The 24,025-nt window shown below is 66.2% G+C and carries 19 protein-coding genes and 2 pseudogenes; 9 read left to right on the plus strand and 12 right to left on the minus strand.

What is annotated here, in order from left to right; genetic code table 11:
* Positions 1-2: 2 nt before the first annotated feature.
* A complete protein-coding gene (locus OMK73_RS22020; RefSeq protein WP_267603930.1) occupies positions 3-860 on the plus strand; it encodes a sulfurtransferase in 858 nt (285 codons plus the stop codon).
* Between the two features lie 52 nt (positions 861-912).
* Here the strand turns inward: OMK73_RS22020 and OMK73_RS22025 are convergent, their stop codons facing one another.
* The 4 genes from OMK73_RS22025 to polA form a co-directional block, all read right to left on the minus strand.
* Positions 913-1,704, minus strand: a complete 792-nt coding sequence (locus OMK73_RS22025; RefSeq protein ID WP_420715668.1) for a ZIP family metal transporter — start codon at positions 1,702-1,704, stop codon at positions 913-915.
* A 220-nt stretch (positions 1,705-1,924) separates the two neighbouring features.
* The gene (locus OMK73_RS22030; RefSeq protein WP_267603931.1) at positions 1,925-2,797 is read right to left on the minus strand and encodes a dienelactone hydrolase family protein; all 873 of its coding nucleotides are present in this window, start codon (positions 2,795-2,797) and stop codon (positions 1,925-1,927) included.
* Positions 2,798-2,989: 192 nt separating this feature from the next.
* Positions 2,990-4,318 (minus strand): NAD(P)/FAD-dependent oxidoreductase, encoded by a 1,329-nt coding sequence (locus tag OMK73_RS22035; protein WP_267603932.1) that lies wholly within the window; start codon positions 4,316-4,318, stop codon positions 2,990-2,992.
* A 200-nt stretch (positions 4,319-4,518) separates the two neighbouring features.
* Positions 4,519-7,329 carry a DNA polymerase I gene (gene polA, locus OMK73_RS22040; RefSeq protein ID WP_267603933.1) on the minus strand — a complete coding sequence of 937 codons (2,811 nt, stop codon included), beginning with the start codon at positions 7,327-7,329 and terminating at the stop codon, positions 4,519-4,521.
* A 4-nt stretch (positions 7,330-7,333) separates the two neighbouring features.
* On the opposite strand from polA, the pseudogene OMK73_RS22045 reads away from it, so the two are divergent.
* The 4 genes and pseudogenes from OMK73_RS22045 (at position 7,334) to OMK73_RS22060 (ending at position 10,883) form a co-directional block, all read left to right on the plus strand.
* Positions 7,334-8,270, plus strand: a pseudogene (locus tag OMK73_RS22045) (TIGR00730 family Rossman fold protein).
* Between the two features lie 155 nt (positions 8,271-8,425).
* Positions 8,426-8,896: a hypothetical protein gene (locus OMK73_RS22050; RefSeq protein ID WP_267603934.1), complete on the plus strand. Its 471-nt coding sequence runs from the start codon at positions 8,426-8,428 to the stop codon at positions 8,894-8,896.
* 198 nt (positions 8,897-9,094) lie between these two features.
* Positions 9,095-10,077: pseudogene (locus tag OMK73_RS22055) on the plus strand (homoserine kinase).
* 5 nt (positions 10,078-10,082) lie between these two features.
* Positions 10,083-10,883 (plus strand): BPSS1780 family membrane protein, encoded by an 801-nt coding sequence (locus OMK73_RS22060; RefSeq protein ID WP_267603935.1) that lies wholly within the window; start codon positions 10,083-10,085, stop codon positions 10,881-10,883.
* A 42-nt stretch (positions 10,884-10,925) separates the two neighbouring features.
* On the opposite strand, the gene OMK73_RS22065 is transcribed toward OMK73_RS22060, so the two are convergent.
* Positions 10,926-11,195: an amidohydrolase family protein gene (locus OMK73_RS22065; RefSeq protein WP_324291818.1), complete on the minus strand. Its 270-nt coding sequence runs from the start codon at positions 11,193-11,195 to the stop codon at positions 10,926-10,928.
* The gene (locus OMK73_RS22070) at positions 11,150-11,611 is read right to left on the minus strand and encodes an amidohydrolase family protein (protein ID WP_267603937.1); all 462 of its coding nucleotides are present in this window, start codon (positions 11,609-11,611) and stop codon (positions 11,150-11,152) included. Before OMK73_RS22070 ends, OMK73_RS22065 begins: the two co-directional genes overlap by 46 nt.
* A 270-nt stretch (positions 11,612-11,881) precedes the next feature.
* Between OMK73_RS22070 and OMK73_RS22075 the strand changes: the two genes are divergently transcribed.
* Both OMK73_RS22075 and OMK73_RS22080 read left to right on the plus strand, forming a co-directional pair.
* Positions 11,882-12,649, plus strand: coding sequence for a GntR family transcriptional regulator (locus tag OMK73_RS22075; RefSeq protein ID WP_267603938.1), 768 nt, complete (start codon positions 11,882-11,884; stop codon positions 12,647-12,649).
* Positions 12,650-12,721: 72 nt separating this feature from the next.
* Complete coding sequence (locus OMK73_RS22080) at positions 12,722-13,699, plus strand: tripartite tricarboxylate transporter substrate binding protein (protein ID WP_267603939.1); 978 nt, start codon at positions 12,722-12,724, stop codon at positions 13,697-13,699.
* A 32-nt stretch (positions 13,700-13,731) separates the two neighbouring features.
* Here the strand turns inward: OMK73_RS22080 and OMK73_RS22085 are convergent, their stop codons facing one another.
* The gene (locus OMK73_RS22085) at positions 13,732-16,101 is read right to left on the minus strand and encodes a UvrD-helicase domain-containing protein (RefSeq protein ID WP_267603940.1); all 2,370 of its coding nucleotides are present in this window, start codon (positions 16,099-16,101) and stop codon (positions 13,732-13,734) included.
* A gap of 310 nt (positions 16,102-16,411) precedes the next feature.
* Between OMK73_RS22085 and OMK73_RS22090 the strand changes: the two genes are divergently transcribed.
* Both OMK73_RS22090 and galU read left to right on the plus strand, forming a co-directional pair.
* Entirely contained in the window at positions 16,412-19,276 is a 2,865-nt protein-coding gene (locus OMK73_RS22090; RefSeq protein WP_267603941.1) for a valine--tRNA ligase, read from the plus strand.
* Positions 19,277-19,329: 53 nt separating this feature from the next.
* A complete protein-coding gene (gene galU / locus OMK73_RS22095; protein WP_267603942.1) occupies positions 19,330-20,214 on the plus strand; it encodes a UTP--glucose-1-phosphate uridylyltransferase GalU in 885 nt (294 codons plus the stop codon).
* 618 nt (positions 20,215-20,832) lie between these two features.
* On the opposite strand, the gene OMK73_RS22100 is transcribed toward galU, so the two are convergent.
* The 5 genes from OMK73_RS22100 to OMK73_RS22120 all read right to left on the minus strand — a co-directional run bounded on the left by OMK73_RS22100 (position 20,833) and on the right by OMK73_RS22120 (position 23,983).
* A complete protein-coding gene (locus OMK73_RS22100; protein ID WP_043348346.1) occupies positions 20,833-21,060 on the minus strand; it encodes a sulfurtransferase TusA family protein in 228 nt (75 codons plus the stop codon).
* An 83-nt stretch (positions 21,061-21,143) separates the two neighbouring features.
* Positions 21,144-21,731: an NUDIX hydrolase gene (locus tag OMK73_RS22105; RefSeq protein WP_267603943.1), complete on the minus strand. Its 588-nt coding sequence runs from the start codon at positions 21,729-21,731 to the stop codon at positions 21,144-21,146.
* Between the two features lie 58 nt (positions 21,732-21,789).
* On the minus strand, positions 21,790-22,821 hold the full coding sequence (locus OMK73_RS22110; RefSeq protein ID WP_267603944.1) for a threonine aldolase family protein: 1,032 nt from the start codon (positions 22,819-22,821) through the stop codon (positions 21,790-21,792).
* Between the two features lie 103 nt (positions 22,822-22,924).
* Positions 22,925-23,113, minus strand: coding sequence for a 4-oxalocrotonate tautomerase (locus OMK73_RS22115; protein WP_043348354.1), 189 nt, complete (start codon positions 23,111-23,113; stop codon positions 22,925-22,927).
* 96 nt (positions 23,114-23,209) lie between these two features.
* Positions 23,210-23,983 carry a class II aldolase/adducin family protein gene (locus OMK73_RS22120; RefSeq protein WP_267603945.1) on the minus strand — a complete coding sequence of 258 codons (774 nt, stop codon included), beginning with the start codon at positions 23,981-23,983 and terminating at the stop codon, positions 23,210-23,212.
* Positions 23,984-24,025: the final 42 nt, after the last annotated feature.

Consider the following 24,025-nt stretch of genomic DNA (forward strand, 5'->3'; position numbering starts at 1 on the left):
CCATGTTCACCACCCTGATCTCCAGCCAGGACCTGCGCGCGCTGCGCGAAGACGGCAGCCGCCACAGCGTCGTGATCGACTGCAGTTTTGACCTGGCCAACCCGGCCGCCGGACGCGAGGCCTATCTTGTGGGCCACCTGCCCGGCGCCTTCTACCTGCACCTGGACAACGAGCTGTCCGGCGAGAAGACCGGCACCAACGGCCGGCACCCGTTACCGGACCCCAACACGCTGACCGCGCGCTTGCGCGTGCTGGGCGTGAGCGAAGACACCCAGGTCATTGCCTACGACGCACAGGGCGGCATGTACGCGGCACGCGCCTGGTGGCTGCTGCGCTGGCTGGGCCACGGCGCGGTGGCCGTGCTGGATGGCGGCAAGAATGCGTGGGTGGCGGCCGGCCTGCCGCTCGAGGCGGACAACACACCTGAGCCCGAAATCCCGGGCAACCTGACGCGCAAGGCCTCGCTGGTCGCCACGGTGGACGCCGACGCCGTGCTGGCGAACCTGGCAAGCCCGACGCGGCTGGTGGTGGACGCCCGCGCGGCGGACCGCTTCCGTGGCGAGAACGAAACGCTGGATCCCGTGGGCGGGCATATCCCCGGCGCGGCCAACCGCTTCTTCAAGGACAACCTGGAGGGGAACGGCAGCTTCAAGGCGGCCGCTGCGTTGCGCCAGGAGTTCGGGCAGGTGCTGGGCAGCAAGCCGGCCAGCGAGGCGATCATGCAGTGCGGCTCGGGCGTGACCGCCTGCCACAACCTGCTGGCACTGGAAGTGGCTGGCATGCCGGGCGCAGCGCTCTACCCGGGCTCGTGGAGCGAGTGGTGCGCCGACCCGGCTCGGCCGGTGGCAAGCGGCGCCTGATGGTGGCGTGATGGTGGCGTGATGGCACCGTGAGAGCGGGCGCCGGTCAGCCTTACTTGGTGGCAGCCGCCACGCCGTGCGCGTGGCCATGACCATGGTCATGCGCTTCGTGCACGCCATTGGTGATGAAGAAGATGGCGCAGATCCCGGTGGCAACCAGCACCACCTGGATGATCGACTCGCGCCAGCGCGGCTTGCGCTGCATCTGCGGCATCAGGTCGCTCACGGCGATATAGACGAAGCTGCTTGAAGCAATCACCAGCACGTACGGAATCCAGCCACTCATCTGGTCGAGCAGGTAATAGCCAACCACCCCGCCGGCGATGGCCGCCAGGCTGGACAGCAGGTTGAAGGCAAAGGCGCGCGCCTTCGAGAACCCAGCGTTGAGCAGCACGATGAAATCGCCAACTTCCTGCGGGATCTCGTGCGCGGCGATGGCCAGCGCGGTGACCAGGCCAATATGCGGATCGGCCAGGAAGGCAGCGGCGATCACGATGCCGTCGGCGAAGTTGTGGAAGGTATCGCCCACCAGGATGGTCATGCCGCTACGGCCCGCTTCCTCGCGGTCATGGCCGTGGTGGTGGTGGTGCCCATCCCCTTCGTGATGGTGAGAGTGGCGCAGCAGCGCGACCTTTTCCAGCAGGAAGAAACCAAGCAGGCCGGCCAGCAGGGTACCGAACAAGGCACGCGGATCGGCGCCGGACTCGAAGGCCTCGGGCAGGGAATGCAGCAGCGCCGTGGCCAGCAGCACCCCCACCGAGAAACTCACCATGCGCTCGACCACGCGGGATGCCACCGTCAGCGACAACAGCGCCGCGCCAAAGATACTGCCCACCCCCGAGATGGTGGCGGCAAGCAGGATATAGACAAGCGTGGAATCGATGATGGGCTCCTGGGATCGGCTTTTCCGCTCGCGGGGAGCAGCATCGATCTCAAACGCAACAGTGTTGCAAGAAACGAAGCCCGCATTGTACGTAGGTTGCAGCCGGTTTTGCAAATCCCGCCGCACAAGTCGACCTTGGCCGCCGGGCCTTGCCGCAAACGCGTGCCAATGCGCGCCCGCGTCAAACCCCGTGCTGCTTTAACCAGGCCAGGCAGCGCTGCCAGCCGTCCTTGGCGTCGGCCTCCCGATAGCTCGGGCGGTAGTCCGCGTTGAAGGCATGGCCGGATTCCGGATAGACCACGAAGGTCGATGCCTTGGCAAAGGGATCGTTCGATGCCGCCAGCGCCGCCCTCATCTTCTCGACCTGCTCCTGGGTGATGCCAGTGTCCTTGCCGCCATAGAGCCCCAGCACCGGCACCTTGAGCTGGCCGGCCAGGTCGATCGGGTTGCGCGGCTTGATCGGGGTCGGCTCGCCCACCAGCTGGCCATACCAGGCCACGCCGGCCTTGATCTGCTGGCTATGCGCGGCGTACAGCCAGGTAATGCGCCCGCCCCAGCAAAAGCCGGTGATGGCCAGCCGGCTGGTATTGCCGCCGTTGCCCTTGGCCCAGGCCACGGCAGCATCGAGATCGCCCATCACCTGCTCGTCGGGCACCTTGGAGATGAGCTTCGCCTGCAGTTCCTGGATCGTGCCGAAGCTGCTGGGGTCGCCCTGGCGCGCGAACAGCTCCGGCGCGATGGCGAGGTAGCCCAGCTTGGCAAAGCGCCGGCAGATGTCGGCGATGTGCTCATGCACGCCGAAGATTTCGCTGACCACCAGCACCACCGGCAAGTTGGTCTTGCCTTCCGGCTGGGCGCAGTACGCCGGCATGTTGAAGCCGCCCGAGGGAATCGTCACCTCGCCGGCGGTGAGGCCGGTGAAATCGGTCTTGATGGCCTGCGCCATCACGGGCAAGGCAGCGGCAGCAAACGCCGAACCCAGCGCCGTCTTGACGAAGGCGCGGCGGTCAAAGGACTGGCTGGGTAAGAGGCTTTCGACTTCTGGCTTCAGCATGCGGTCTCCTGTCAGGCGTGGATGGCGTGGATGGCTTGAATGGCTTGGATTGCGGATCCGGAAGGGGCAAGGCACGCCGGCGCCACCGGCGCCGGGAGATCCGATTCTAAGCAAACATGGCGTGAAACGCACGCGCCCGAAAGGAGGGGCGAGCCTCTGCCCTCCTCCGGCACCCGTTAGCCTGTCAGCCGGTCAGTGCAGCTTGACGCGCGGGCTGGTCTTGCTGCGCAGCCAGTGGGTCACGGTATCCAGCCCCATGCCCACGGCGCCGTGCAGCGCCATGACGTGCATGCGGTACAGGGAGCTGTACATCACGCGCGCCAACAGGCCCTCGATGAACATGGAGCCGCCGATCAAGCCGCCCATCAGGCTGCCGACCGCGCTGAAATGCCCCAACGACACCAGCGACCCCAGGTCCTTGAAGGCAAACGACGGCAGCGGCTTGCCGTCCAGGCGCGCGCGCAGCGCGCCGTAGAGGAACATGGCCTGCTGGTGCGCGGCCTGGGCGCGCGGCGGCACCGCGCCCTGCTTCTCGGGCCAGGGGCAGCTGGCGCAATCGCCGAAGGCGAAGATATCGGGATCGGCCTCGCTTTGCAGCGTGGGCTTGACGATGATCTGCCCCATCCGGCTGACCGGCAGGCCCAGGGTGGACAGCACCGCCGGCGCGGTAATGCCGGCGGCCCACACCGTCAGGTCGGCGTCGATGCGCTTGCCGCTGGCGGTCAACACCGCGTCCTCGGTGACTTCGGTCACGCGCTCGGCGGTGAGGACTTCGATGTCGAGCTTGTGCAGCAGCTTGGTGGTTTCGGTGGACACGCGCTCGGACAGCGCGGGCAGGATGCGCGGGCCGGCCTCGATCACGCGGATGCGCACATCGCGGCGCGGATCCAGCTGATGCAGCCCGTAGGCGCTGAGCACGTGCGCGGTATTGCGCAGCTCGGCGGAGAGCTCGACGCCGGTGGCGCCGGCGCCGATGATGGCAACGTCCACGCGCGGGCGGCTGTCTTCGCCAATGCGCCCGCGCCCGTTCTGGGCACGCACGCAGGCCGAGATCAGCTTGCGGCGGAAACGCTCTGCCTGGTCCACGGTATCGAGCGCGATGGCGTTCTCGGCCGCGCCGGGCACACCGAAGAAATGCGTGACGCAGCCGATCGCCAGCACCAGGGTGTCATAGGGCAGTTCGCGCGCGGGCAAGAGCTCCGTGCCGTCGAGGTCGACGCAGGCCGCCACCGAGATGGTCTTGCGGGTCCGGTCGATGCCGGTCAGCTCGCCTTGCTGGAATTCGAAATGATGCCAGCGCGCCTGCGCGACGTATTCAAGTTGATGGGTGTGGGGATCCATGCTGCCGGCGGCCACTTCATGCAGCAGCGGTTTCCAGATATGCGTGGGGGAGCGGTCCACCAGTACCACCTGCGCGGCCCCGCTCTTGCCGAGCTTGTCGCCCAGCCGGGTGACCAGCTCCAGCCCGCCTGCTCCTCCTCCCACTACGATGATGCGATGCGCCCTTCCCTCTGTGCTCATGATCTACCCAGTGTCGTCGATATTCTTTTGCCGGGGCACGACGCGAGCCAGTGGCCACGGCTTTTCGCCAGTTTGCTGCACAGCAGCACAACTAGCAAGGCGCCATTCACCGATTCAGCGGTCGCTTCATTCGATACCAGGATGCAGGAATATGGGACCGTGGGCAATCCCGGAGCGGCCCGAGGGGCCGCCCCGTGCGCTTAGTGGGCCTCCTCCCAGTTGCTGCCGGTGCCGACTTCGGCCACCAGCGGCACGCGCAGTTCGGCCACATTGCACATCAGTTCCGGCAGCTTGACCTTGACCAGCTCCAGCTCGGCCTGCGGCACTTCAAGCACCAGTTCATCATGCACCTGCATGACTTGGCGCGTGCCCAGGCCATCGCGTTCCAGCCAGCCCTGCACGGCGATCATGGACAGCTTGATCAGGTCGGCGGCGGTGCCCTGCATCGGCGCGTTGATGGCGGCACGCTCGGCGCCCTGGCGGCGCGGGCCGTTGCCGCCGTTGATGTCGGGCAGCCACAGGCGGCGGCCAAACACGGTCTCGACGAAGCCCTGCTCGCGCGCGGTCTGCCGCGTTTCTTCCATGTACCTCGCCACGCCGGGGTAGCGCATGAAATAGCGATCGATGTAGTGCTTGGCGGCCTCGCGCTCGATACCGAGGTTGCCGGCCAGGCCAAAGGCGCTCATGCCGTAGATCAGGCCGAAATTGATGACCTTGGCGTAGCGGCGCTGCTCGCTGCTGACCGCATCCGGCGCCACGCCGAAGATCTCCGCCGCAGTGGCGCGGTGCACGTCCTCGCCCTCGGCGAACGAGCGCATCAGGTTCTCGTCGCCGGAGATATGGGCCATGATGCGCAGCTCGATCTGCGAGTAATCGGCCGACACGATCACGTTGCCCGGTGCGGCGATAAAGGCCTCGCGGATACGGCGGCCTTCTTCGGTGCGCACGGGGATGTTCTGCAGGTTGGGCTCGGTCGAAGCCAGCCGGCCGGTCACCGCGGTGGTTTGCCCATAGCTCGTATGCACGCGTCCGGTGGCCGGGTTGACCATCTTCGGCAGCTTGTCGGTATAGGTGGACTTGAGCTTGGCCAGGCCGCGGTAGTCCAGCAGCAGCTTGGGCAGCGGGTAATCCTCCGCCAGCTTCTGCAGCACCTCTTCGTCGGTGGACGGCGCGCCGCTGGCGGTCTTCTTGACCACCGGCAGCTTCATCTGGCCGAACAGGATCTCGCCGATCTGCTTGGGCGAGCCCAGGTTGAAGGGCTGGCCCGCGGCCTCATAGGCGGCCTGTTCCAGCTCCAGCATGCGCTGGCCAAGCTGCGCGCTCTGCGCGCCCAGGCGCGCGGCGTCGATCAGCACGCCATTGCGCTCGATCTTCTGCAGCACCACCGAGACCGGCATCTCGATCTGCTCGTAGACGTAGTGCACGCCCCGCAAGGCCTCGACCTGCGGGTACATATTGCGGTGCAGGCGCAGCGTGACGTCGGCGTCCTCGGCGGCGTACTCGGTGGCGCGCGCGATGTCGATCTGGTCGAAGCCGATCTGGCTCGCGCCCTTGCCGCACACTTCCTCGTAGCTGATGGTCTTGAGGCCGAGCAGGCGCTCGGCCAGGCTGTCCATGCCATGGTTGCGGTGGGACGCCAGCACGTAGCTCTGCAGCATGGTGTCGTGCACGATGCCGCGCAGGTTCACGCCATGATTGGCAAAGACATGGGCGTCGTACTTCAGGTTCTGACCGACCTTGCCGCGCAACGGGTCTTCCAGCCAGGCGCGCATGCGCGCCAGCACGGCCTCGCGCGTGAGCTGGCCATTGGCTTCCAGCCCCACCACATCCGGGCCGCGATGCGCCACCGGGATATAGCAAGCCTCTCCCGGCTCGATGGACAGCGAGATGCCGACCAGCTGCGCCTGCAGCGGGTCCAGCGAGGTGGTCTCGGTATCGATGGACACCAGCGGCGCGGTTTCGATGCGACGCATCCAGGCCTCCAGCGCCGCCTCGGTCGCCACGGTCTCGTAGCGGATCTGGGCCGGGGCCGGGGCGCTGTCGAACAGGCCGCCCTGGGCCGGGCCCGGATCGGCCGCACCCGCGCCGGCCGCGGCAGGCGCAGCAGCGCTGGCGCGCGCCTGGGCGCGCGGGTTGGGCAGGCTTTCGCCGGTGGCCTCGCGCAGCCAGGTCTTGAAGCCATAGCGCGCGAAGAAGTCGATCAGCTTGTCCTTGTCCTCGCTCCCACCCTTGAGCTGGTGGAAGTCGGCCAGCGAGCTCGTCAGGTCGCAATCGGTCTTGACCGTCACCAGCTCGCGCGCCTTGGGCAGCCACTCCAGCGTATTGCGCAGGTTCTCGCCCACCACGCCCTTGATGCCGGGAGCGCTGGCCATGACATCGTCGAGCGTGCCGTACTCGGCCAGCCATTTGACCGCGGTCTTCGGGCCCACCTTGGGCACGCCGGGCACGTTGTCCACGGCGTCGCCGATCAGCGAGAGATAGTCGACGATGCGATCCGGTGGCACGCCAAACTTGGCGACCACGCCGGGCGGGTCGAGGACTTCGCCGCTCATGGTGTTGACCAGCGTGACATGGTCGTCGACCAGTTGCGCCAGGTCCTTGTCGCCGGTGGAGACCACCGTGCGCATGCCTTCGGTGGTGGCCTGGCGCGCAAGCGTGCCGATCACGTCGTCCGCCTCCACGCCTTCCACCACCACGATGGGCCAGCCCAGCGCGCGCACGGCTTCGTGGATCGGCTCGATCTGCTTGGCCAGGTCCTCGGGCATAGACGGGCGATGCTCCTTGTAGGCCGGATAGAGGTCGTCGCGGAAGGTCTTACCCTTGGCGTCGAACACGCAAGCGCTATACTCTGCCGGGAAATCGCTGCGCAGCTTGCGCAGCATATTGATCATGCCGTAGATTGCCCCTGTGGGCAGGCCCTCACCGTTCCTCAGGTCCGGCAGAGCGTGATACGCACGATACAGATAGCTCGATCCATCGACGAGCAAGAGTGTTTTTGGACTATCCGACATTCACATGGACTCAAAATTGACTGGTGCCGCCGCAGGCGGTGCGAACGCCGCCCCCCTTCCGACGCAGCCGGCGCCGATAACCCGGCGGCGGCCCTCAAGCAGGCCGCGCAAGGCAGTATTACCACCGCGGCCGATATGGACGTGAACGTGACGGTCAGCGCCGCTGCCGATGGCCCGGGAGATACTTCCCCCGCCGCCGGCATCCGCGCCAACCCACGCAAGATGATTCCCAGCCTGCGTGCGCTGGCCGACGAAGACCGCGCGACTGCAAAAAAGCGCGCGCTTCGTGGCAAATGTTCACGATTATGGCAGAGTTCATCGAGGCGACCGAGTACCTTTCCGAGATCCGCCCGGCGGTCTCGATCTACGGCAGCGCGCGCTTGCGCGAGGATTCGCCTTACTACCAGCGCACCATCGAGATCGCCCGCCTGTTCTCCGACGCGGGCTTCGCGGTGATCTCGGGCGGCGGCCCGGGCATCATGGAGGCGGCCAACAAGGGCGCCCACGCGGGCAAGTCTGCCAGCGTCGGCCTGAACATCGAGCTCCCGCACGAGCAGCAAGGCAATCCCTACCAGGACATCGCCATGCGCTTTCGCCACTTCTTCACGCGCAAGGTCACCTTCGTCAAGAATTCGGACGCCTTTATCGTGATGCCGGGCGGTTTCGGCACGCTGGATGAACTGGCCGAGGTGCTGACGCTGGTGCAGACCGGCAAGTCGCGCGCCGTCCCGGTGGTGCTGTTCGGCAGCCGCTTCTGGAAGGGCCTGCTCGACTGGTTCCGCTTCACGCTGTTGCCGATGGGCCTGATCGCCGAGCACGACCTCGACCTGATGAAGATCGTGGATGAGCCGCATGAAGTGCTCGAAGCGGTATATGAGTACTACGAGCAGCGTGGCGGCGACAACCCGATGCCGCCCAAGGAAGAGATGTTCTACCTCTGACCCGGGTCGGCCATGCGGCTTCCTTCCGGGCCCGCCGCCCGTCCCGCAAAGGTGCCCGCCGGGTCACCGCGAGGGGCCCGGTGCGGGCAGGAATTGCTAGAATGGAACCCTGACACACTGCGAAAGCCTGGCGTCGCCGGGCTGCAGCGCCATTTGTGGCGCAGCATGCCCCTGGCCTGCTGCACTGCACAGGAGCCTTCGATGACCTCCCCTCACTCCTGGCCACCGCACGCGCGGCGGCGCCGGAGCCGTTCCGGGCCGCCGCCCGCGCGCTCGGTTTTGCAACCTTGCTGGCGCTTTGCGCCCCCGCCGCGGTAATGGCGCAGCCGAGCACCGAACAGGCAGGCGGCGCCCTGACCCAGCAAGAGCTGAACCAGATCAACGACCGGCCGATCACCACGCCCGCCAAGACCCAGCTGAACCAGCCGCGCGAACCGAGCTTCCAGCTCAATGAGCGGGATGGCACCCAGGTCCGGGAATACAAGAACAAGGGCCAGGCCACCGATATTGAGGTCAAGTCCGGCATGGGCACCAAGTACCAGATGAGCAAGCCGGAAGACAGCTCGCCGAAGATCCGGGACCACGACACAAACCGCGTGCCGTCGGTCAAAGTGTTGCAATTCTGAGTGCCGGCAATCCGGGGCTTGACGTCCCGGGTCCGGCGTCCCGATTTTCGCTTTCTGTTTTCTGCTTGCTGTTTCCTGATTTCCCACGACCCCGCCAGAAGATCACGGCGGGGCCGCGCCGGCGCTTCCGGCATCCATGCCGCGAAAGCCAAGCTCTGCTTGCGCCCGCCGCCATCCGTTTCGATTCACACAAAGAGTATGGCCGTATTCACCACGGTCTCGCCGGACGAGATCGCCAGTTGGCTCCTTGATTACAACCTGGGCGAAATGCGCGACTTGCGCGGCATTGCCTCGGGCATCGAGAACAGTAACTTCTTCCTGACCATGGAGCAGGACGGCGTCACGCGCGAATACGTGCTGACCATCTTCGAGCGCCTGACGTTCGAGCAGCTGCCGTATTACCTGCACCTGATGGCCCACCTGGCCGCGCACGACATCTGCGTGCCAGCGCCTGTCCCGGGCCGCGACGGCGAGATCCTGCGTGCCCTCAAGGGCAAGCCGGCGACCATCGTCACGCGGCTGCCGGGCGGCTCGCAGCTGGCGCCAGGCGTGGGGCATTGCGCGCAAGTGGGCGACATGCTCGCCCGCATGCACCTTGCCGGCCAGAGCTATCCGCGCCAGCAGCCGAACCTGCGCAGCCTGCCGTGGTGGCAGCAGACGGAAGGCGAGATCCTGCCGTTCCTGGATGCCGGCCAGCAAGCGTTGCTGCGCGAGGAACTGGCCCACCAGACCGCGTTCTTCGGCGGCGCGGGTTACGCGGCGCTGCCCGGCGGCCCTTGCCATTGCGACCTGTTCCGCGACAACGCGCTGTTCGAGGATGGCCCGGCCGGGCAGGACAAGCTGGGGGCTTCTTCGATTTCTACTTCGCCGGCAACGACAAGTGGCTGTTCGACCTGGCCGTCACCGTCAACGACTGGTGCATCGACCTGGCCAGCGGCACGCTCGACGCCGAGCGCGCCCAGGCCCTGCTGCGGGCTTATCATGCCGTGAGGCCGCTGGGCCCCATCGAGGCGCAACACTGGCGCGACATGCTGCGCGCCGGCGCACTGCGCTTCTGGATTTCCCGCCTGTGGGACTTCTACCTGCCACGCGAGGCCGACATGCTGCAACCGCATGACCCGACCCACTTTGAACGCATCCTGCGCCGGCGCATCGAAGCCGCCGCGCTGCCCTGGACCTGACCGTCATGCAATTACTGGAAGTCTCCGCCAAGGAAGGTTATGTCTGGTTCCGCCAGGGTGTCTGGCTGTTCCGCAAGAACCCGCTCGCCTTCCTGATGCTGTTGTTTGTCTACCTGATCGCCGCGCAACTGGCCGTGTTCGTGCCGTTGATCGGCATCATCGCGCTGCTGGTGGTCACCCCGGGCCTGTCGGTCGGCATCATGACCGCCTGCCGCGAGGTGATCCTGAACAAGCGCGTGCTGCCCACCGTGTTATTGGCGGGATTCCGCGGCAACGGCAAGCAAGCCAGCCGCAACCTACTCGTGCTGGGCGGCATCTATGCCGGCCTGGTCTTCGTGCTGAGCCTGATCGCTGGCAGCCTGGTGGACATCAGCACGCTGGTGCCTATCCTGCTCAAGGAAGAAGCACCGTCGGCGGAATCCGTGCGGCAGCTGTACTTCGCGCTGATGATCGGCGCGGCGCTGTACACGCCCATCGCCATGCTGTTCTGGTTTGCGCCGTTGCTCACCGCGTGGCACAACGTGCCGCCGGTCAAGGCGCTGTTCTTCAGCTGGACCGCGTGCTGGCGCAACCGTGGCGCGTTCCTGGCCTATGGCGTGGTGTTCGCGGTCTTGCTGGTGGCGGTACCTTTTTTCCTCGAGGCGCTGTTCGGCGCATTGGGGGCTGAGGCGGTGCTGTCCTTCCTGGTCACACCGTACTCCCTGCTGATGCTGGCGATCATGTATTGCTCGTTCTACGCCACCTACCGCGGCTGCTTCAATGTGGTTCCGGAAGAAGCCACCGGCAAGACGGACGTGGCAGCCTGAAGACCTGACGGCTGGCGCCGGCCCGGGCGCAGCCGACCGCCGTCACGCGGCCGGCAGGCCGAACAGCCGGGCCGCGTTGCGGTCCGGCGCCTCGCACAGCGGCCCCAGCCACTCCCACACCTTGCGCTGCATGCCGGCATAGCCGGCCTCGGCCTCGTGGTTGGTCCACGGCCAGTCCGATCCCCACAGCAAGCCTTGCTCGCCCAGGCAGTGGTGCCAGCCGGTCACCACGCCTGCCAGGTCCGCCGCCACGCGATACGGCGCGCTCAGCTTGACGTAGACCTCCTCTGCCCGCGCCAGTGCGCGGCGCAGGCCAGCATCGGCGCGTCTGCCTGCACCCCGGACGCGGGCTTGCCGAAATGATCCAGCACCAGCGCAATCGGCACTGACGGCAGCCAGGCCTGCAGCTCAAACAGCCGGCCCGGGTCGGTATGCAGCTCCAGGTGCCAGCCCAGCGCGTGGGCCGCCTCCAGCAACGCAGGCCAGCGCGCGTCGCGCCATGACGCGTCGTTGTGCCGCCCCACCATGTTCCAGCGCAGCCCGCGCACGCCCAAGCCATGCAGCCGCGCCAGCTCGCCAACGGATGCCTCCGGGCCAACAACGCAAACGCCTCGCAGCGCCGGCGAAGCCGCCAGTGCCGCCTCCAGCTCGCTGTTGTCGCTGCCGAAAAACTCGGCTGCACCACCACGCCCGCGCGCACGCCATGCGCCCCGGAGATGGCTTGCCACTGCGCCAGGCTGGCGCCGTAGGCGGGCCGGTAGCGCGCTCCGCCCACGGCGGGGGCATCTGCGGAAAACACATGGAAATGGGTATCGATCTGGAACATGTTCTGGCCCAAGGAGCGGCGCATGCCGCCATGAATGGTAGCGCCGGTCCATTCTGTGCCGGCCAGGCGCCCGGCGGTTGACACCAGTGCCCCTCCATTCTATGCTCTAGTCCTATAGATGACTAGAGTCCTCGGCAATGCACAGCCGCCGGGGCACGCACGAAGGACACGAATGCCCGACCGTTCCGCCCTGCCCGACCCGACGGGCGCCGGCCTCGACGCCTCGCCAGCCAGCCTGGCGGCGCCCCGCTGGGCCCGCATCGCGACCGCGCTCAAAGGCCGCATCCTGGCCGGCGAATGGGCCTCCGGCACCGCCATTGCGGCCGAGAGCGCGCTGGCCGAGCACTACGGCGTGGCGCTGGGCACCATGCGCGCTGCCATCCAGGCACTGGTGGACGAAGGCCTGCTGGAACGCGTGCATGGCCGCGGCACCTTTGTGCGCGGCGCGCTCACCGGCGCCACCATGGCGCGGTTTTTCCGTTTCGGCGATGCCGGCTCGGAGATCCCCGAGTCGCGCATCGTGTCGCTGCGCACGCTGGCCGCGCCGGCGGATGTGGCGGTGCAACTGGGGCTGGCGGCGGGCACGCCGGTGCTGCGTGTACTGCGCCAGCGCGGCTGGGAAGGCCAGGTCCGCCTGCTCGAGACCATCTGGCTGCCGGCGGCGCTGTTCAGCGCGCTGGCCACGCTCAAGCCGGCCGAGTTCGCGCCCCTGCTCTACCCGATGTATGCCGAGCGTTGCGGCGTCACCGTCGGCCGTGCCGTCGACGACTTGCGCTTCACCCGGCTGGGCGCACGCGAGGCCGCCCAGCTCAGCTTGCCGGAGGGCCATCCCGCGCTGGCGGTCAGCCGCGTGGCATTCGACCTCGCGGGCCGGCGCGTGGAGTTCCGCCAGACGCTGGGCAATGCCGACGATTTCCACTATCGCGCCGAGGTTCGCTGAACCGCGCGAGAGCGCGCCGCCGCGAAGTGCGGGCCGGCGCAGCACCCAGACCTGCACATCCCGAGGAGACCCATGCGATTCCCGATCCGTCTTTGCGCCAGCGCCCTGTGCTGGCTCGCCGCTGGCACCAGTGGCCTTGCGCACGCCCAGGCCTGGCCCGCCGCCAAGCCCATCCGGCTGGTGGTCACCTACGCGCCTGGCGGCGGCGCCGACACCATGGCCCGCATGATCTCGCCGCGCCTGGGCCAGGAACTGGGCCAGACCATCGTGGTGGACAACCGGCCCGGCGCGGGCGGCCAGATTGGCACGGACCTGGTCGCCAAGTCGGCGCCGGATGGCTATACGGTGCTGCTCGATGCCGCCTCGTTTGCCGCCAATCCCTCGCTCTACAAGCGGCTACCCTACGACCCGGTCAAGTCCTTCGCCCCGGTCTCGGTGCTGGCGCTCTATCCCAACATGCTGGTGGTGAACCCGCGGTTCCCGGCCAAGACCACGCAGGAGCTGATCGCGATGGCGCGCGCCAAGCCGGGCAGCATCGCCTATGCGTCGTCCGGCAACGGCTCGGCCCAGCACCTGGCGGGCGCGCTGTTCGCGCAGCGCATGAAGCTGGACCTGCTGCATGTGCCGTATAAAGGTGGCGGCCCGGCCATGGCCGATGTGATTGCGGGGCAGGTGCCGGTGTTCTTTGCCAATACGGCCTCCGGCCTGCAGCATGTGCGCGCCGGCAAGCTGCGCGTGCTCGGCGTGACCGGCGCCAAGCGCACGGCCATCCTGCCGGACACGCCGACGCTGGCCGAGGCAGGCGTGCCGCACTATGAGGTCTACGAATGGAATGGCGTGTTCTTGCCGGCGGGCACGCCGCCGGAGATTGTCAAACGCCTGTCGGATGCGATCCGCAAAGTCATCAACCTGCCGGAGAACCGCGAGCGCGTGACCAGCCTGGGCGGGGAGATCGTGGCCGGCACGCCGGCCGAGGCGGCGAGGTTCATCCAGGCCCAGACCACCGAATGGGCCAAAGTGATCAAGGAAGGCAACATCCAGCTGGACTAGCCACCTCCCTGGTTGCTTAGCCGATCATCCGATCAGTCGATCGGGTCCAGCTTGGCGACCGACAGCATCAGCCATTTGGCGCCGTGGCGCTTGAACTTGATGTTGGCGCGGGCGGCCTCGCCCTCGCCTTCCAGCCCGGCGATCACGCCTTCGCCAAACTTGTTGTGGAACACGCTCTGGCCGATGCGCAAGCCCGCGCCGGCCTGGCGCTTGGCGTCGGCGTAGCCGTTGCCGGTGTCCATGCCGCCGGTGGGCTGGGTGCCCGAGTAGGGGACGTCCTCCGGCCGCTTGAACCAGTCGCGGCCCCAGCCGCCCTCGTTCTGCTGGCGGCGCTGCGAACCACCACCGCCACCGCCATAGGCCTGCGCAGGCGGCATCAGCCACTTGAGCGATTCCTCCGGCAGCTCCTCGAAAAAGCGCGAGCGCACGTGGTAGCGCATCTGCCCGTGCAGCACGCGGCTTTGCGCAAACGAGAGATAGAGCCGCTCGCGCGCACGCGTGATCGCCACGTACATCAGGCGGCGTTCTTCCTCCAGCCCGTCGGCTTCGGTGGCGCTGTTCTCGTGCGGGAACAGCCCTTCTTCCAGCCCGGTGATGAAGACCGCATTGAACTCCAGCCCCTTGGCCGCGTGCACCGTCATCATCTGCACGGCGTCCTGGCCGGCCTGCGCCTGGTTGTCGCCGGCTTCCAGCGACGCATGGGTGAGGAAGGCCACCAGCGGGGTCATCACCGCCGGCAGCGCCTCGGGGTCCAGCACCTGCTGGGCCTGGTCGCCCTCGGCCAGCGCGGGCAGCGGCTGCGCGCCATCGCGCCCGACGGGAATCGCGCTGGCCAGCGCGTCCAGGCCAAATCCTTCTTCCATCACGAACGCCTGCGCGGCCGTCACCAGTTCCTGCAAGTTCTCGATGCGATCCTGACCTTCTTTTTCAGCGCGATAGTGCGTGATCAGGCCGCTGGTGTTGGTCACGTACTCGACCGTTTCCGGCAGCGTCATGCGGCGCGTCTCGGCGCGCATCTGCTCGATCAGCCGCACAAAGGCGCCCAGCGTGCTGCCGGCCTTGCCGGGCACGAAGGCCACGGCTTCGGCCAGCGAGCAGTTGTACTGGCGCGCCGCATCCTGCAGGGATTCCAGCGAGCGCGCGCCAATGCCGCGCGTGGGGAAATTCACCACGCGGCCGAAGGCGGCGTCGTTGCGCGGGTTTTCCAGCAACTGCAGGTAGGCCAGCGCGTGCTTGACTTCGGCACGCTCGAAAAAGCGCAGGCCGCCGTACACGCGATAGGAAATGCTCGCCGAGAACAGCGCGTGCTCGATCACCCGCGACTGCGCATTGCTGCGGTAGAGGATGGCGATTTCCGAGCGGCTCATGCCCTGCGCGATCAGGTCGCGGATTTCCTCGACGATCCAGCCGGCTTCCTGGCCGTCGGTGCCGGCCTGGTACACCCGCACCGGCTCGCCGTGCCCGGCATCGGTGCGCAGGTTCTTGCCCAGGCGGCGCGAATTGTGCGCGATCAGGTGGTTGGCCGAATCCAGGATGTGGCCGTGGGAGCGGTAGTTCTGCTCCAGCTTGATCATGTGGCGCACGCGGAATTCGTGCTCGAAGTCGCGCATGTTGCCGACATTGGCGCCGCGGAACGCGTAGATGCTCTGGTCGTCGTCGCCCACCGCGAACACCGCGGCGGGATTCTGCGTGCCGAAGCCAGCCAGCATCTTGAGCCACTGGTACTGCAGCACGTTGGTGTCCTGGAACTCGTCCACCAGCACATGGCGAAAGCGGTGCTGGTAGTGCTGGCGGATCGCGTCGTTGTAGCGCAGCAGCTCGTAGCAGCGCAGCAGCAGCTCGGCGAAATCGACCACGCCTTCGCGCTGGCACTGCACGTCGTAGGCGGCGTAGAGGTCGACGAAGCGGCGGTTGAAGTCGTCGTTGGCCTCCACGTCGGCCGGGCGCAGGCCTTGCTCCTTGGCGTTGTTGATGAAGTACTGCAGGTTCTTGGCCGGGTACTTCTCGTCGTCGACGTTGAGCGACTTGAGCAGGCGCTTGAGCGCGGAGAGCTGGTCCTGGCTGTCGAGGATGGCGAAGGTCTGCGGCAGGCCGGCGTCGCGGTAATGCGCGCGCAGCAGGCGGTTGCACAGCCCGTGGAAGGTGCCGATCCACATGCCGCGCGTGTTGATCGGCAGCATCGACGTCAGCCGCGTCATCATCTCCTTGGCGGCCTTGTTGGTAAAGGTCACCGCCAGCAGGCCGGCGGGCGACACCCGGCCGTTCTGGATCAGCCACGCGATGCGGGTGGTCAGCACGCGCGTCTTGCCGCTGCCCGCGCCAGCCAGGATCAGCGCCGGCTCGTCAGGCAAAGTGACGGCGGCTAGTTGTTCAGCATTGAGATTGGCAAGCAGGTCGGACATCGGGGAGGCCTTGTGGAGTGCCCGAATTATACCGGGGCGCCCCTCGTGCCCGTGCGGCCCCTGCTTAGCAGACACGGGGATCGTCCGGCGACGGGTTGGAAAAGCCACAAAACAAGGGCGGATCCCCTCGCGAGAGGTAAGCCGCGCACTTTCAGGCAGGGCAAAGCGCCGGCAAAATGACGCCGCGACGCCGGCTGCGGGCCGAAATCGCGCACCCTCCACCCGCCTCCCCTATAATTTGACGTTTTCCCGGCGCGTTGCCCCTGCCCGCCTGGCCCGCAGAATCCGACGTAATCATCGACATCCGAGCATGACCGCCCAAGACCAGTCCCTTGCCAAGAGCTTCGAACCCGCCGCCATTGAGGCCAAGTGGGGCCCCGAGTGGGAGAAGCGCGGCATCGCGAAGCCGACCCTCGACCCGGACCGTCCGGACTTCTGCATCCAGCTGCCCCCACCCAATGTGACCGGCACGCTGCACATGGGCCATGCCTTCAACCAGACCATCATGGACGGCCTGGCCCGCCACGCCCGCATGAGCGGCGCCAACACCCTCTGGGTGCCGGGCACCGACCACGCCGGCATCGCCACCCAAATCGTGGTGGAGCGCCAGCTGGAAACGCAGGGCGTGTCGCGCCATGAGCTCGGCCGCGAGAAGTTCACCGAGAAGGTGTGGGCCTGGAAGGAGGAGTCCGGCTCGACCATCACGCGCCAGATCCGCCGCATGGGCGCCTCGATCGACTGGAGCCATGAGTACTTCACGATGTCGCCGGAGATGTCCAAGGCGGTCACCGAAGTCTTCGTGCGCCTGTTTGAGCAGGGCCTGATCTACCGCGGCAAGCGCCTGGTGAACTGGGACCCGGTGCTGGGCACCGCGGTGTCCGACCTGGAAGTGGACAACGTCGAGGAAGAAGGCTCGATGTGGCACATCCGCTATCCGCTGGCCGAGGCCGATACCGTGCACGGCCTGACCCACCTGACGGTGGCCACCACCCGCCCCGAGACCATGCTGGGCGACGTGGCCGTGATGGTGCACCCGGAAGACGAGCGCTATGCCCACCTGATCGGCAAGTTCGTGCGCCTGCCGCTCACCGGCCGTGATATCCCGGTGATCGCCGACGACTACGTCGACCGCGAATTCGGCACGGGCGTGGTCAAGGTCACGCCGGCCCACGATTTCAACGACTATGCGGTTGGCCAGCGCCACAAGCTGCCGCAGCTGTCCATCCTGACGCTCGACGCCAAGATCGTCGCCGACGCGCCCGCGGCCTATGCCGGCCTGGACCGTTTCGAGGCGCGCACGCGCATCGTGGCGGATCTCGAAGCGCAGGGCCTGCTGGCCGAGGTCAAGAAGCACAAGCTGATGACGCCGCGCAGCGAGCGCACCGGCAGCGCCATCGAGCCGATGCTGACCGACCAGTGGTTCGTCGCCATGAGCAAGCCGGCGCCGGAAGGCACGTTCCACCCGGGCCGCTCGATCGCCGAAGTGGCGCTGGATGCCGTGCAGAGCGGCGAGATCAAGCTGATCCCCGATAACTGGAACAGCACCTACAACCAGTGGCTGGAGAACATCCAGGACTGGTGCATCTCGCGCCAGCTGTGGTGGGGCCACCAGATCCCGGCCTGGTACGACGAGGCCGGCAAGTGCTTTGTCGCCCGCACCGAGGAAGAGGCCCGGGCCCAGGCGCGCGCGGCCGGCAGCACCGGGCCGCTGCGCCGCGAGGACGACGTGCTCGACACCTGGTTCTCGTCGGCGCTGGTGCCGTTCTCGTCGCTGGGCTGGCCAGCCGAGACGCCGGAGTTGCAACATTTTCTGCCGTCGTCTGCACTTGTTACCGGTTACGACATCATTTTCTTCTGGGTGGCACGCATGGTCATGATGACCAAGCATTTCACCGGAAAGGTGCCGTTCCACACCGTGTACGTGCACGGCCTGGTGCGGGATTCGGAAGGCAAGAAGATGAGCAAGTCCGAGGGCAACACCCTGGACCCGGTCGACCTGATCGACGGCATCGACCTCGACACCCTGCTCAAGAAACGCACCACCGGCCTGCGCCGTCCCAAGGACGCGCCCAAGATCGAGAAGAAGACGAAGAAGGAATTCCCCGAGGGCATTCCCGCGTTTGGTGCGGATGCATTGCGCTTCACCTTCGCCTCGCTGGCCACGCTGGGCCGCAATATCAACTTCGACACCGGCCGCTGCGAAGGCTATCGCAATTTCTGCAACAAGCTGTGGAACGCCACGCGCTTCGTGCTGATGAACACCGAAGGGCACGACTGCGGCATGGGCCCGTGCACCAATGACTGCGGCCCCGACGGCTACCTGCACTTCTCGCAGCCGGACCGCTGGATCGTGTCGCTGCTGCAGCGCGTCGAGGCCGAAGTGGAGAAAGGCTTTGCCGAGTACCGCTTCGACAATATCGCCAGCGCCATCTACAAGTTCGTCTGGGACGAATACTGCGACTGGTACCTGGAACTGGCCAAGGTCCAGATCCAGAATGGCACGCCCGCGCAGCAGCGCGCCACCCGCCGCACGCTGTTGCGTGTGCTGGAAACGGTACTGCGCCTGGCCCACCCGATCATCCCCTTCATCACCGAGGAGCTGTGGCAGAAGGTAGCGCCGCTGGCCGGCCGCGCCAAGGGCGACGGCAGCGAGACGCTGGCACTGCAGGCCTACCCGCTGCCCGCCATGGCCAAGATCGACGAGGCCGCCGAGCAATGGACCGCGCAGCTCAAGGCCGTGGTCGATACCTGCCGCAACCTGCGCGGGGAAATGAACATCTCGCCGGCCCAGCGCATCCCGCTGTACGCCGAAGGCGACAGCGCGTTCCTGACGTCGGCCCAGGCCTATGTGCAGGCGCTGGCGAAACTTTCCGAGGTCAAGGTGTTCGAAGATCAGAATACCCTGATGGCTGAAGGTGCCGGCGCGCCGGTGGCCATCGTCGACGGCAACCACCTGTTGCTCAAGATCGAAATCGACGTGGCCGCGGAACGCGTGCGCCTGTCCAAGGAAGTAGAGCGCATCAGCGCCGAAATCGGGAAATGCCGCGGCAAGCTCTCCAACGAGAGCTTCGTCGCCAAGGCCCCCGCTGTTGTCGCGCAAGAAACCCAGCGTCTGTCGGACTTCGAACAGACCCTGGTCAAGCTGCAGGATCAACTACAGCGAATGCCGGCATGAGCTTTGCATCACCAGCAGGGTTTTGTACACCGCAATGATAAGGAAAACCTGATATGGAAACCCGCGTCACCAAGGCTGTCTTCCCGGTAGCCGGTCTCGGCACTCGTTTTTTGCCGGCTACCAAGGCAAGCCCGAAGGAAATGCTGCCGGTGGTCGACAAACCCCTGATCCAGTACGCCGTGGAAGAAGCCATGGCTGCCGGCATCACCGAGATGATCTTCGTGACCGGCCGCTCCAAGCGGGCCATCGAGGATCACTTCGACAAGGCCTACGAACTCGAGGCGGAACTCGAAGCCAAGAACAAGCAGGATCTGCTCTCCCTGGTGCGTTCGATCAAGCCGTCGCATGTGGAGTGCTTCTATGTGCGCCAGCCCGAGGCGCTCGGCCTCGGCCACGCCGTGCTGTGCGCGGAAAAGCTGGTGGGCGACGCGCCGTTCGCCGTGATGCTGGCCGATGACTTGGTGGATGGCGAGCCGCCGGTCATGAAGCAGATGGTGGACCTGTACGGCCACTACAACTGCTCGGTGCTGGGCGTGGAAGAGATCGCGCCGGAGCAAAGCCGTTCCTACGGCGTGGTGGATGGCCGCGAGTGGGAGGAAGGCGTGATCAAGGTGTCGGACATTGTCGAGAAGCCCGCACCCGAGGACGCACCGTCCAACCTGGGCGTGGTTGGCCGCTACATCCTGACCCCGCGCATCTTCGACCATATCCGCAACCTCAAGCCGGGCGCGGGCGGCGAGTTCCAGCTCACCGATGCGATCCAGTCCCTGCTCAGCCAGGAGCAGGTGCTGGCCTACCGCTACAAGGGCGTGCGCTACGACTGCGGCAGCAAGCTGGGCTACCTGAAGGCCACCGTGGAGTTTGCGCTCAAGCACCCGGAGGTGATGGACGAATTCGGCACCTACCTGCGCGCGCACCGACAACATCTGAAGGACTGAAGCACAAAAAAGCCGCGCAAACGCGGCTTCAGCTTGCTAACAAAAGTCGATCTACGTTGTCGCGCTCCCTCTCCCGCAAGCGGGAGAGGGCGGGAGTCACTACGAAGTGCACGCCCTCACTCTGTGCGAGCGCCCGCCCTCTCCCCGGCCCCTCTCCCACAAGTGGGAGAGGGGAGCAAACCGGCGGCAAGATCAACCAATTGTGGTAGCCGTGATTTGCGCCCCCAGGCGGAAATCACCCACGCGCGATGCGAAGCGAGCCGTCAAGGTTTGAATCTCCCGTTATGCGGCGCCTCGTCGGCAAGCCAAAAGAGCGGAAAAGAGGGACCCATGTCTGAGCATCGCCCTAAGGCGATGTGAGTTTGGGTCCCGGCCGCTCTTTTGGCTTGCCGACGAGGAGGCTTTCGCCGCATCCGGGTCGCCTTCTTTGCCTACTTTCTTGGCGAGACAAGAAAGTAGGTCGCCTCCCGCAGGGGAGGTGAAACTGCCTTTGACTTTGACGTTAAGCCGTTGAATTTGCATTGAAGCAGCGCGGATGGCGAACAAGTCCGCATTCGCGTGCCAACGAACGCGGCTTTTTTCATTGGCGGGGCGACCCCCACAGTACTGACGCCGGCTTTAACGCCGGCGCATATAGAACACGAACACCTTGTCCACTTCCTGGTGCGACAGCAGCTCGTTGCCGGTCTGCTTGGCAAACGCCTGGAAATCCCGCGTGGCGCCGGGATCGGTGGCGAGAATCTTGAGAACATCGCCGCTGGGCATGTCGGCCAGCGCCTTCTTGGTACGCAGGATCGGCAGCGGGCAGTTCAGGCCGCGCGCATCCACTTCTTTCTGGAACTCCATTCCTCTCTTCCTTGGTTCTGGTCGCGCAGGGCCGCCATGGCCGTTGGGACCATGCCTGTCGCTGTCGCACCCATGACTGATGACTATCGCCGGTATTGTAGCGAAATGCCCGGTTGCCCCAGGCCATCGCGCCGGCGCGGGTCAGGAATGTCCTCGCCGGTCTGGCGATCGAAGAAGCGCACCGGATGGCCACGCGAGGCAAGCCAGTCCGCCACCGCAAAGCCCGTGCCCGCCGACCAGATGCGCATGTCCTCGGGCGCCACCAGCTTGTAGTCGACCAGTTCTTCCGACAACGCGATCGTGCCGCTCGCCTGCACATGGTAGGCGATGATCAGCTCGTTCTTGCGCATGAACTCGTACACGCCGATCAGCGATACCGAGTGCGCGTCCAGGTTGGTTTCTTCCTTCAGCTCCCGCGCCACGCCCTGCTCCGGCGTCTCGTCGCGCTCCATGAAGCCGGTCACCAGCGCGAACATTTTTTCTGGCCACGCGGCGTTGCGCGCCAGCAGCAGCTTGCCTTCATATTCCACCACCGCGGCCAGCACGGGCAGCGGGTTGTTCCAGTGGACAAAGCCGCACTCTGGCTGGATGCAAGCATCGCGCTCGCGGCCGGAATGCGGCAGCAATTCCAGCGGCGAACCACATTGCGGACAATATCGGTAGACGGCCATGCGGGAGCTCCTGTCTTTGTAGTCTTGTTATGTTGTCATTTTATAAGCGCGGCGGCGTTCACGCGCCGCAGGCCGCGCGCATATCCGCAGCCAGCGCCTCGACGGTTTCCGGCTGCAGGTCCCACGAGCACATGAAGCGGCAGCCACCGGCACCGATAAAGGTATAAAAGCGCCAGCCCTTGGCACGCAGCGCCTCGATGGCCGGCAACGGCAGCTCGGCAAAGACGGCGTTGGACTCGGTCGGAAACATGATGCGCACGCCAGGGATGCTGGCGATGCGCTGGTGCAGCAACTGCGCCATGGCATTTGCATGGCGGGCGTTGCCGAGCCACACATCGTTCTCGAGCAGGCCCAGCCAGGGCGCCGAGATAAAGCGCATCTTGGAAGCCAGTTGCCCGGCCTGCTTGACACGGTACGCAAAGTCCTCGGCCAGCTTGCGGTCGAAAAACACCACCGCCTCGCCAACCGGCAGGCCGTTCTTGGTGCCGCCAAAGCACAGCACGTCCACCCCCGCGCGCCAGGTGATCTCCGACGGATGCACGCCGAGTGACGCCACCGCATTGGCAAAGCGCGCGCCGTCCATATGCACCCGCAACTGGCGGCGCTTGGCGATGGCAGCAATGGCACGCACCTCTTCCACCGTGTACACGGTGCCAACCTCGGTCGACTGCGTCAGCGACACCACCTTGGGCTTGGGATAGTGAATGTCCGAGCGGCGCGTCACCAGCGCTTCCACCGCATCGGGCGTGAGCTTGCCGTTGGCGCCCGGCGCGGTCAGCAGCTTGGAGCCGTTGGAGAAAAACTCCGGGCCGCCACACTCGTCGGTCTCGATATGCGCCAGTTCATGGCAGATCACCGAATGGTAGGACTGGCACAGCGCGGACAGCGCCAGCGAGTTCGCCGCGGTGCCGTTGAAGACGAAGAACACTTCGCAATCGGTCTGGAACAGGTCGCGGATCCGGTCGCAGACTTTTTGCGTCCACGAATCGTCGCCATAGGCCTGCTCGTGGCCGCTGCCGTTGGCTTCGAGGAAATACTTGAGCGATTCCGGACAGAAGCCGGCGTAGTTGTCGGAGGCGAAATGCTGCATCGGGAGATCCGTGGCGGTGGCGAGACGCGTGCCGTGGGCGTCGGGGCTTGTGGCCTTTGGCCCGGGGCGGGTTTTGGTCTGAGGCTGTCTGTTGCGTAGCCGCTTACTTCTTGTCAGCCCACAGCTGGCCGCCGGTGGACCAGTTCTCGCGCTTGATGTCGGTGATGATGATATCCACGGCCGAGGCCGAGCAGCCTAGCGTCTCGCAGGTGACGCGGGTGACTTCCTCGACCAGCTTGCGCTTTTGCTCGATGGTGCGGCCTTCGAAAAGTTCTACGTGGTAAGTCGGCATGGCTTGTTTCCTGTTTCCTGTTGTCGTTTTGGTTTTCGTTGTCCGTGGCGGATTGCCCTGGCGATGCGCGGATGGATCTGCCAGCACCCGTTAAGGTCAATCGCGGTACGAAGCATCGATTCTATCGAGTTTGCGCAACAGCGACGGCCATTCCAGTTCGCCCTCGACGGCGCCGCCGTCGTCAAGCTGCTCGGAAGCCCGTTGCGCCAGCGCGTGCGGCGGCTGCACGACCTGCCCGCCGGCCTGCGCGCCAAGCTGGATCTCGCAGGCCTTGATGAGCGTCGCCATCAGCACGTAGGCCTCGGCCACGGTCCGGCCCACGGTCAGCGTGCCATGGTTGCGCAGCAGCATGGCGGGATGCTGGCCGAGCGACGCGGTTAGCCGCGCGCCCTCGGCAGGCGTGAACGCCAGGCCTTCGTAGTCGTGATAGGCCAGCCGGCCATAGAAGCGCAAGGCGTGCTGCGAGAGCGCCAGCAGGCCGCAGGCCTGGGCCGATACCGACACGCCGGCGCTGTTGTGCAGGTGCATCACGCACACCGCATCGGGGCGTGCGGCATGCACCGCGCCATGCAGCGCGAAGCCGGTGACGTTGACCGCATGCGTGCTGTCGCCCACCACCTCGCCGCGGCCATTGATCTTGACCAGGTCGCTGGCGCGGATCTCGTCGAAGGCAAAGCCGAACGGGTTGATCAGGAAGTGATCGGGCTCATCCGGCACGGCGGCCGAGATATGCGTGTAGATGAGGTCGTCCCAACCCTGCAAGGCGCACAGGCGGTAAGCCGCCGCCAGGTCGAGGCGCATGCGCGACTCGGCTTGCGTGACGGGGTGAATGGGGCCCGCGGCACGGGCGGGCTGCAAGGCAAAGGACATGTTCGGCTCCTGCGCCGCGCGTGTCTCGCGCGCCGGTTCAGC

The organism is Cupriavidus sp. D39, assembly GCF_026627925.1.
GTDB classification, from domain to species: domain Bacteria; phylum Pseudomonadota; class Gammaproteobacteria; order Burkholderiales; family Burkholderiaceae; genus Cupriavidus; species Cupriavidus ulmosensis.

Bases quoted from the DNA above. Each gene is read 5' to 3' on its own strand.
- OMK73_RS22080 (WP_267603939.1), top strand. From the start codon at position 12,722: ATGCGATTCCCGATCCGTCTTTGCGCCAGCGCCCTGTGCTGGCTCGCC.
- OMK73_RS22060 (WP_267603935.1), top strand. From the start codon at position 10,083: ATGCAATTACTGGAAGTCTCCGCCAAGGAAGGTTATGTCTGGTTCCGC.
- OMK73_RS22120 (WP_267603945.1), bottom strand. From the start codon at position 23,983: ATGTCCTTTGCCTTGCAGCCCGCCCGTGCCGCGGGCCCCATTCACCCC.
- OMK73_RS22110 (WP_267603944.1), bottom strand. From the start codon at position 22,821: ATGCAGCATTTCGCCTCCGACAACTACGCCGGCTTCTGTCCGGAATCG.
- polA (WP_267603933.1), bottom strand. From the start codon at position 7,329: ATGTCGGATAGTCCAAAAACACTCTTGCTCGTCGATGGATCGAGCTAT.
- OMK73_RS22100 (WP_043348346.1), bottom strand. From the start codon at position 21,060: ATGGAGTTCCAGAAAGAAGTGGATGCGCGCGGCCTGAACTGCCCGCTG.
- OMK73_RS22035 (WP_267603932.1), bottom strand. From the start codon at position 4,318: ATGAGCACAGAGGGAAGGGCGCATCGCATCATCGTAGTGGGAGGAGGA.
- OMK73_RS22085 (WP_267603940.1), bottom strand. From the start codon at position 16,101: ATGTCCGACCTGCTTGCCAATCTCAATGCTGAACAACTAGCCGCCGTC.
- OMK73_RS22090 (WP_267603941.1), top strand. From the start codon at position 16,412: ATGACCGCCCAAGACCAGTCCCTTGCCAAGAGCTTCGAACCCGCCGCC.
- OMK73_RS22075 (WP_267603938.1), top strand. From the start codon at position 11,882: ATGCCCGACCGTTCCGCCCTGCCCGACCCGACGGGCGCCGGCCTCGAC.
- OMK73_RS22105 (WP_267603943.1), bottom strand. From the start codon at position 21,731: ATGGCCGTCTACCGATATTGTCCGCAATGTGGTTCGCCGCTGGAATTG.
- OMK73_RS22030 (WP_267603931.1), bottom strand. From the start codon at position 2,797: ATGCTGAAGCCAGAAGTCGAAAGCCTCTTACCCAGCCAGTCCTTTGAC.
- galU (WP_267603942.1), top strand. From the start codon at position 19,330: ATGGAAACCCGCGTCACCAAGGCTGTCTTCCCGGTAGCCGGTCTCGGC.
- OMK73_RS22115 (WP_043348354.1), bottom strand. From the start codon at position 23,113: ATGCCGACTTACCACGTAGAACTTTTCGAAGGCCGCACCATCGAGCAA.
- OMK73_RS22020 (WP_267603930.1), top strand. From the start codon at position 3: ATGTTCACCACCCTGATCTCCAGCCAGGACCTGCGCGCGCTGCGCGAA.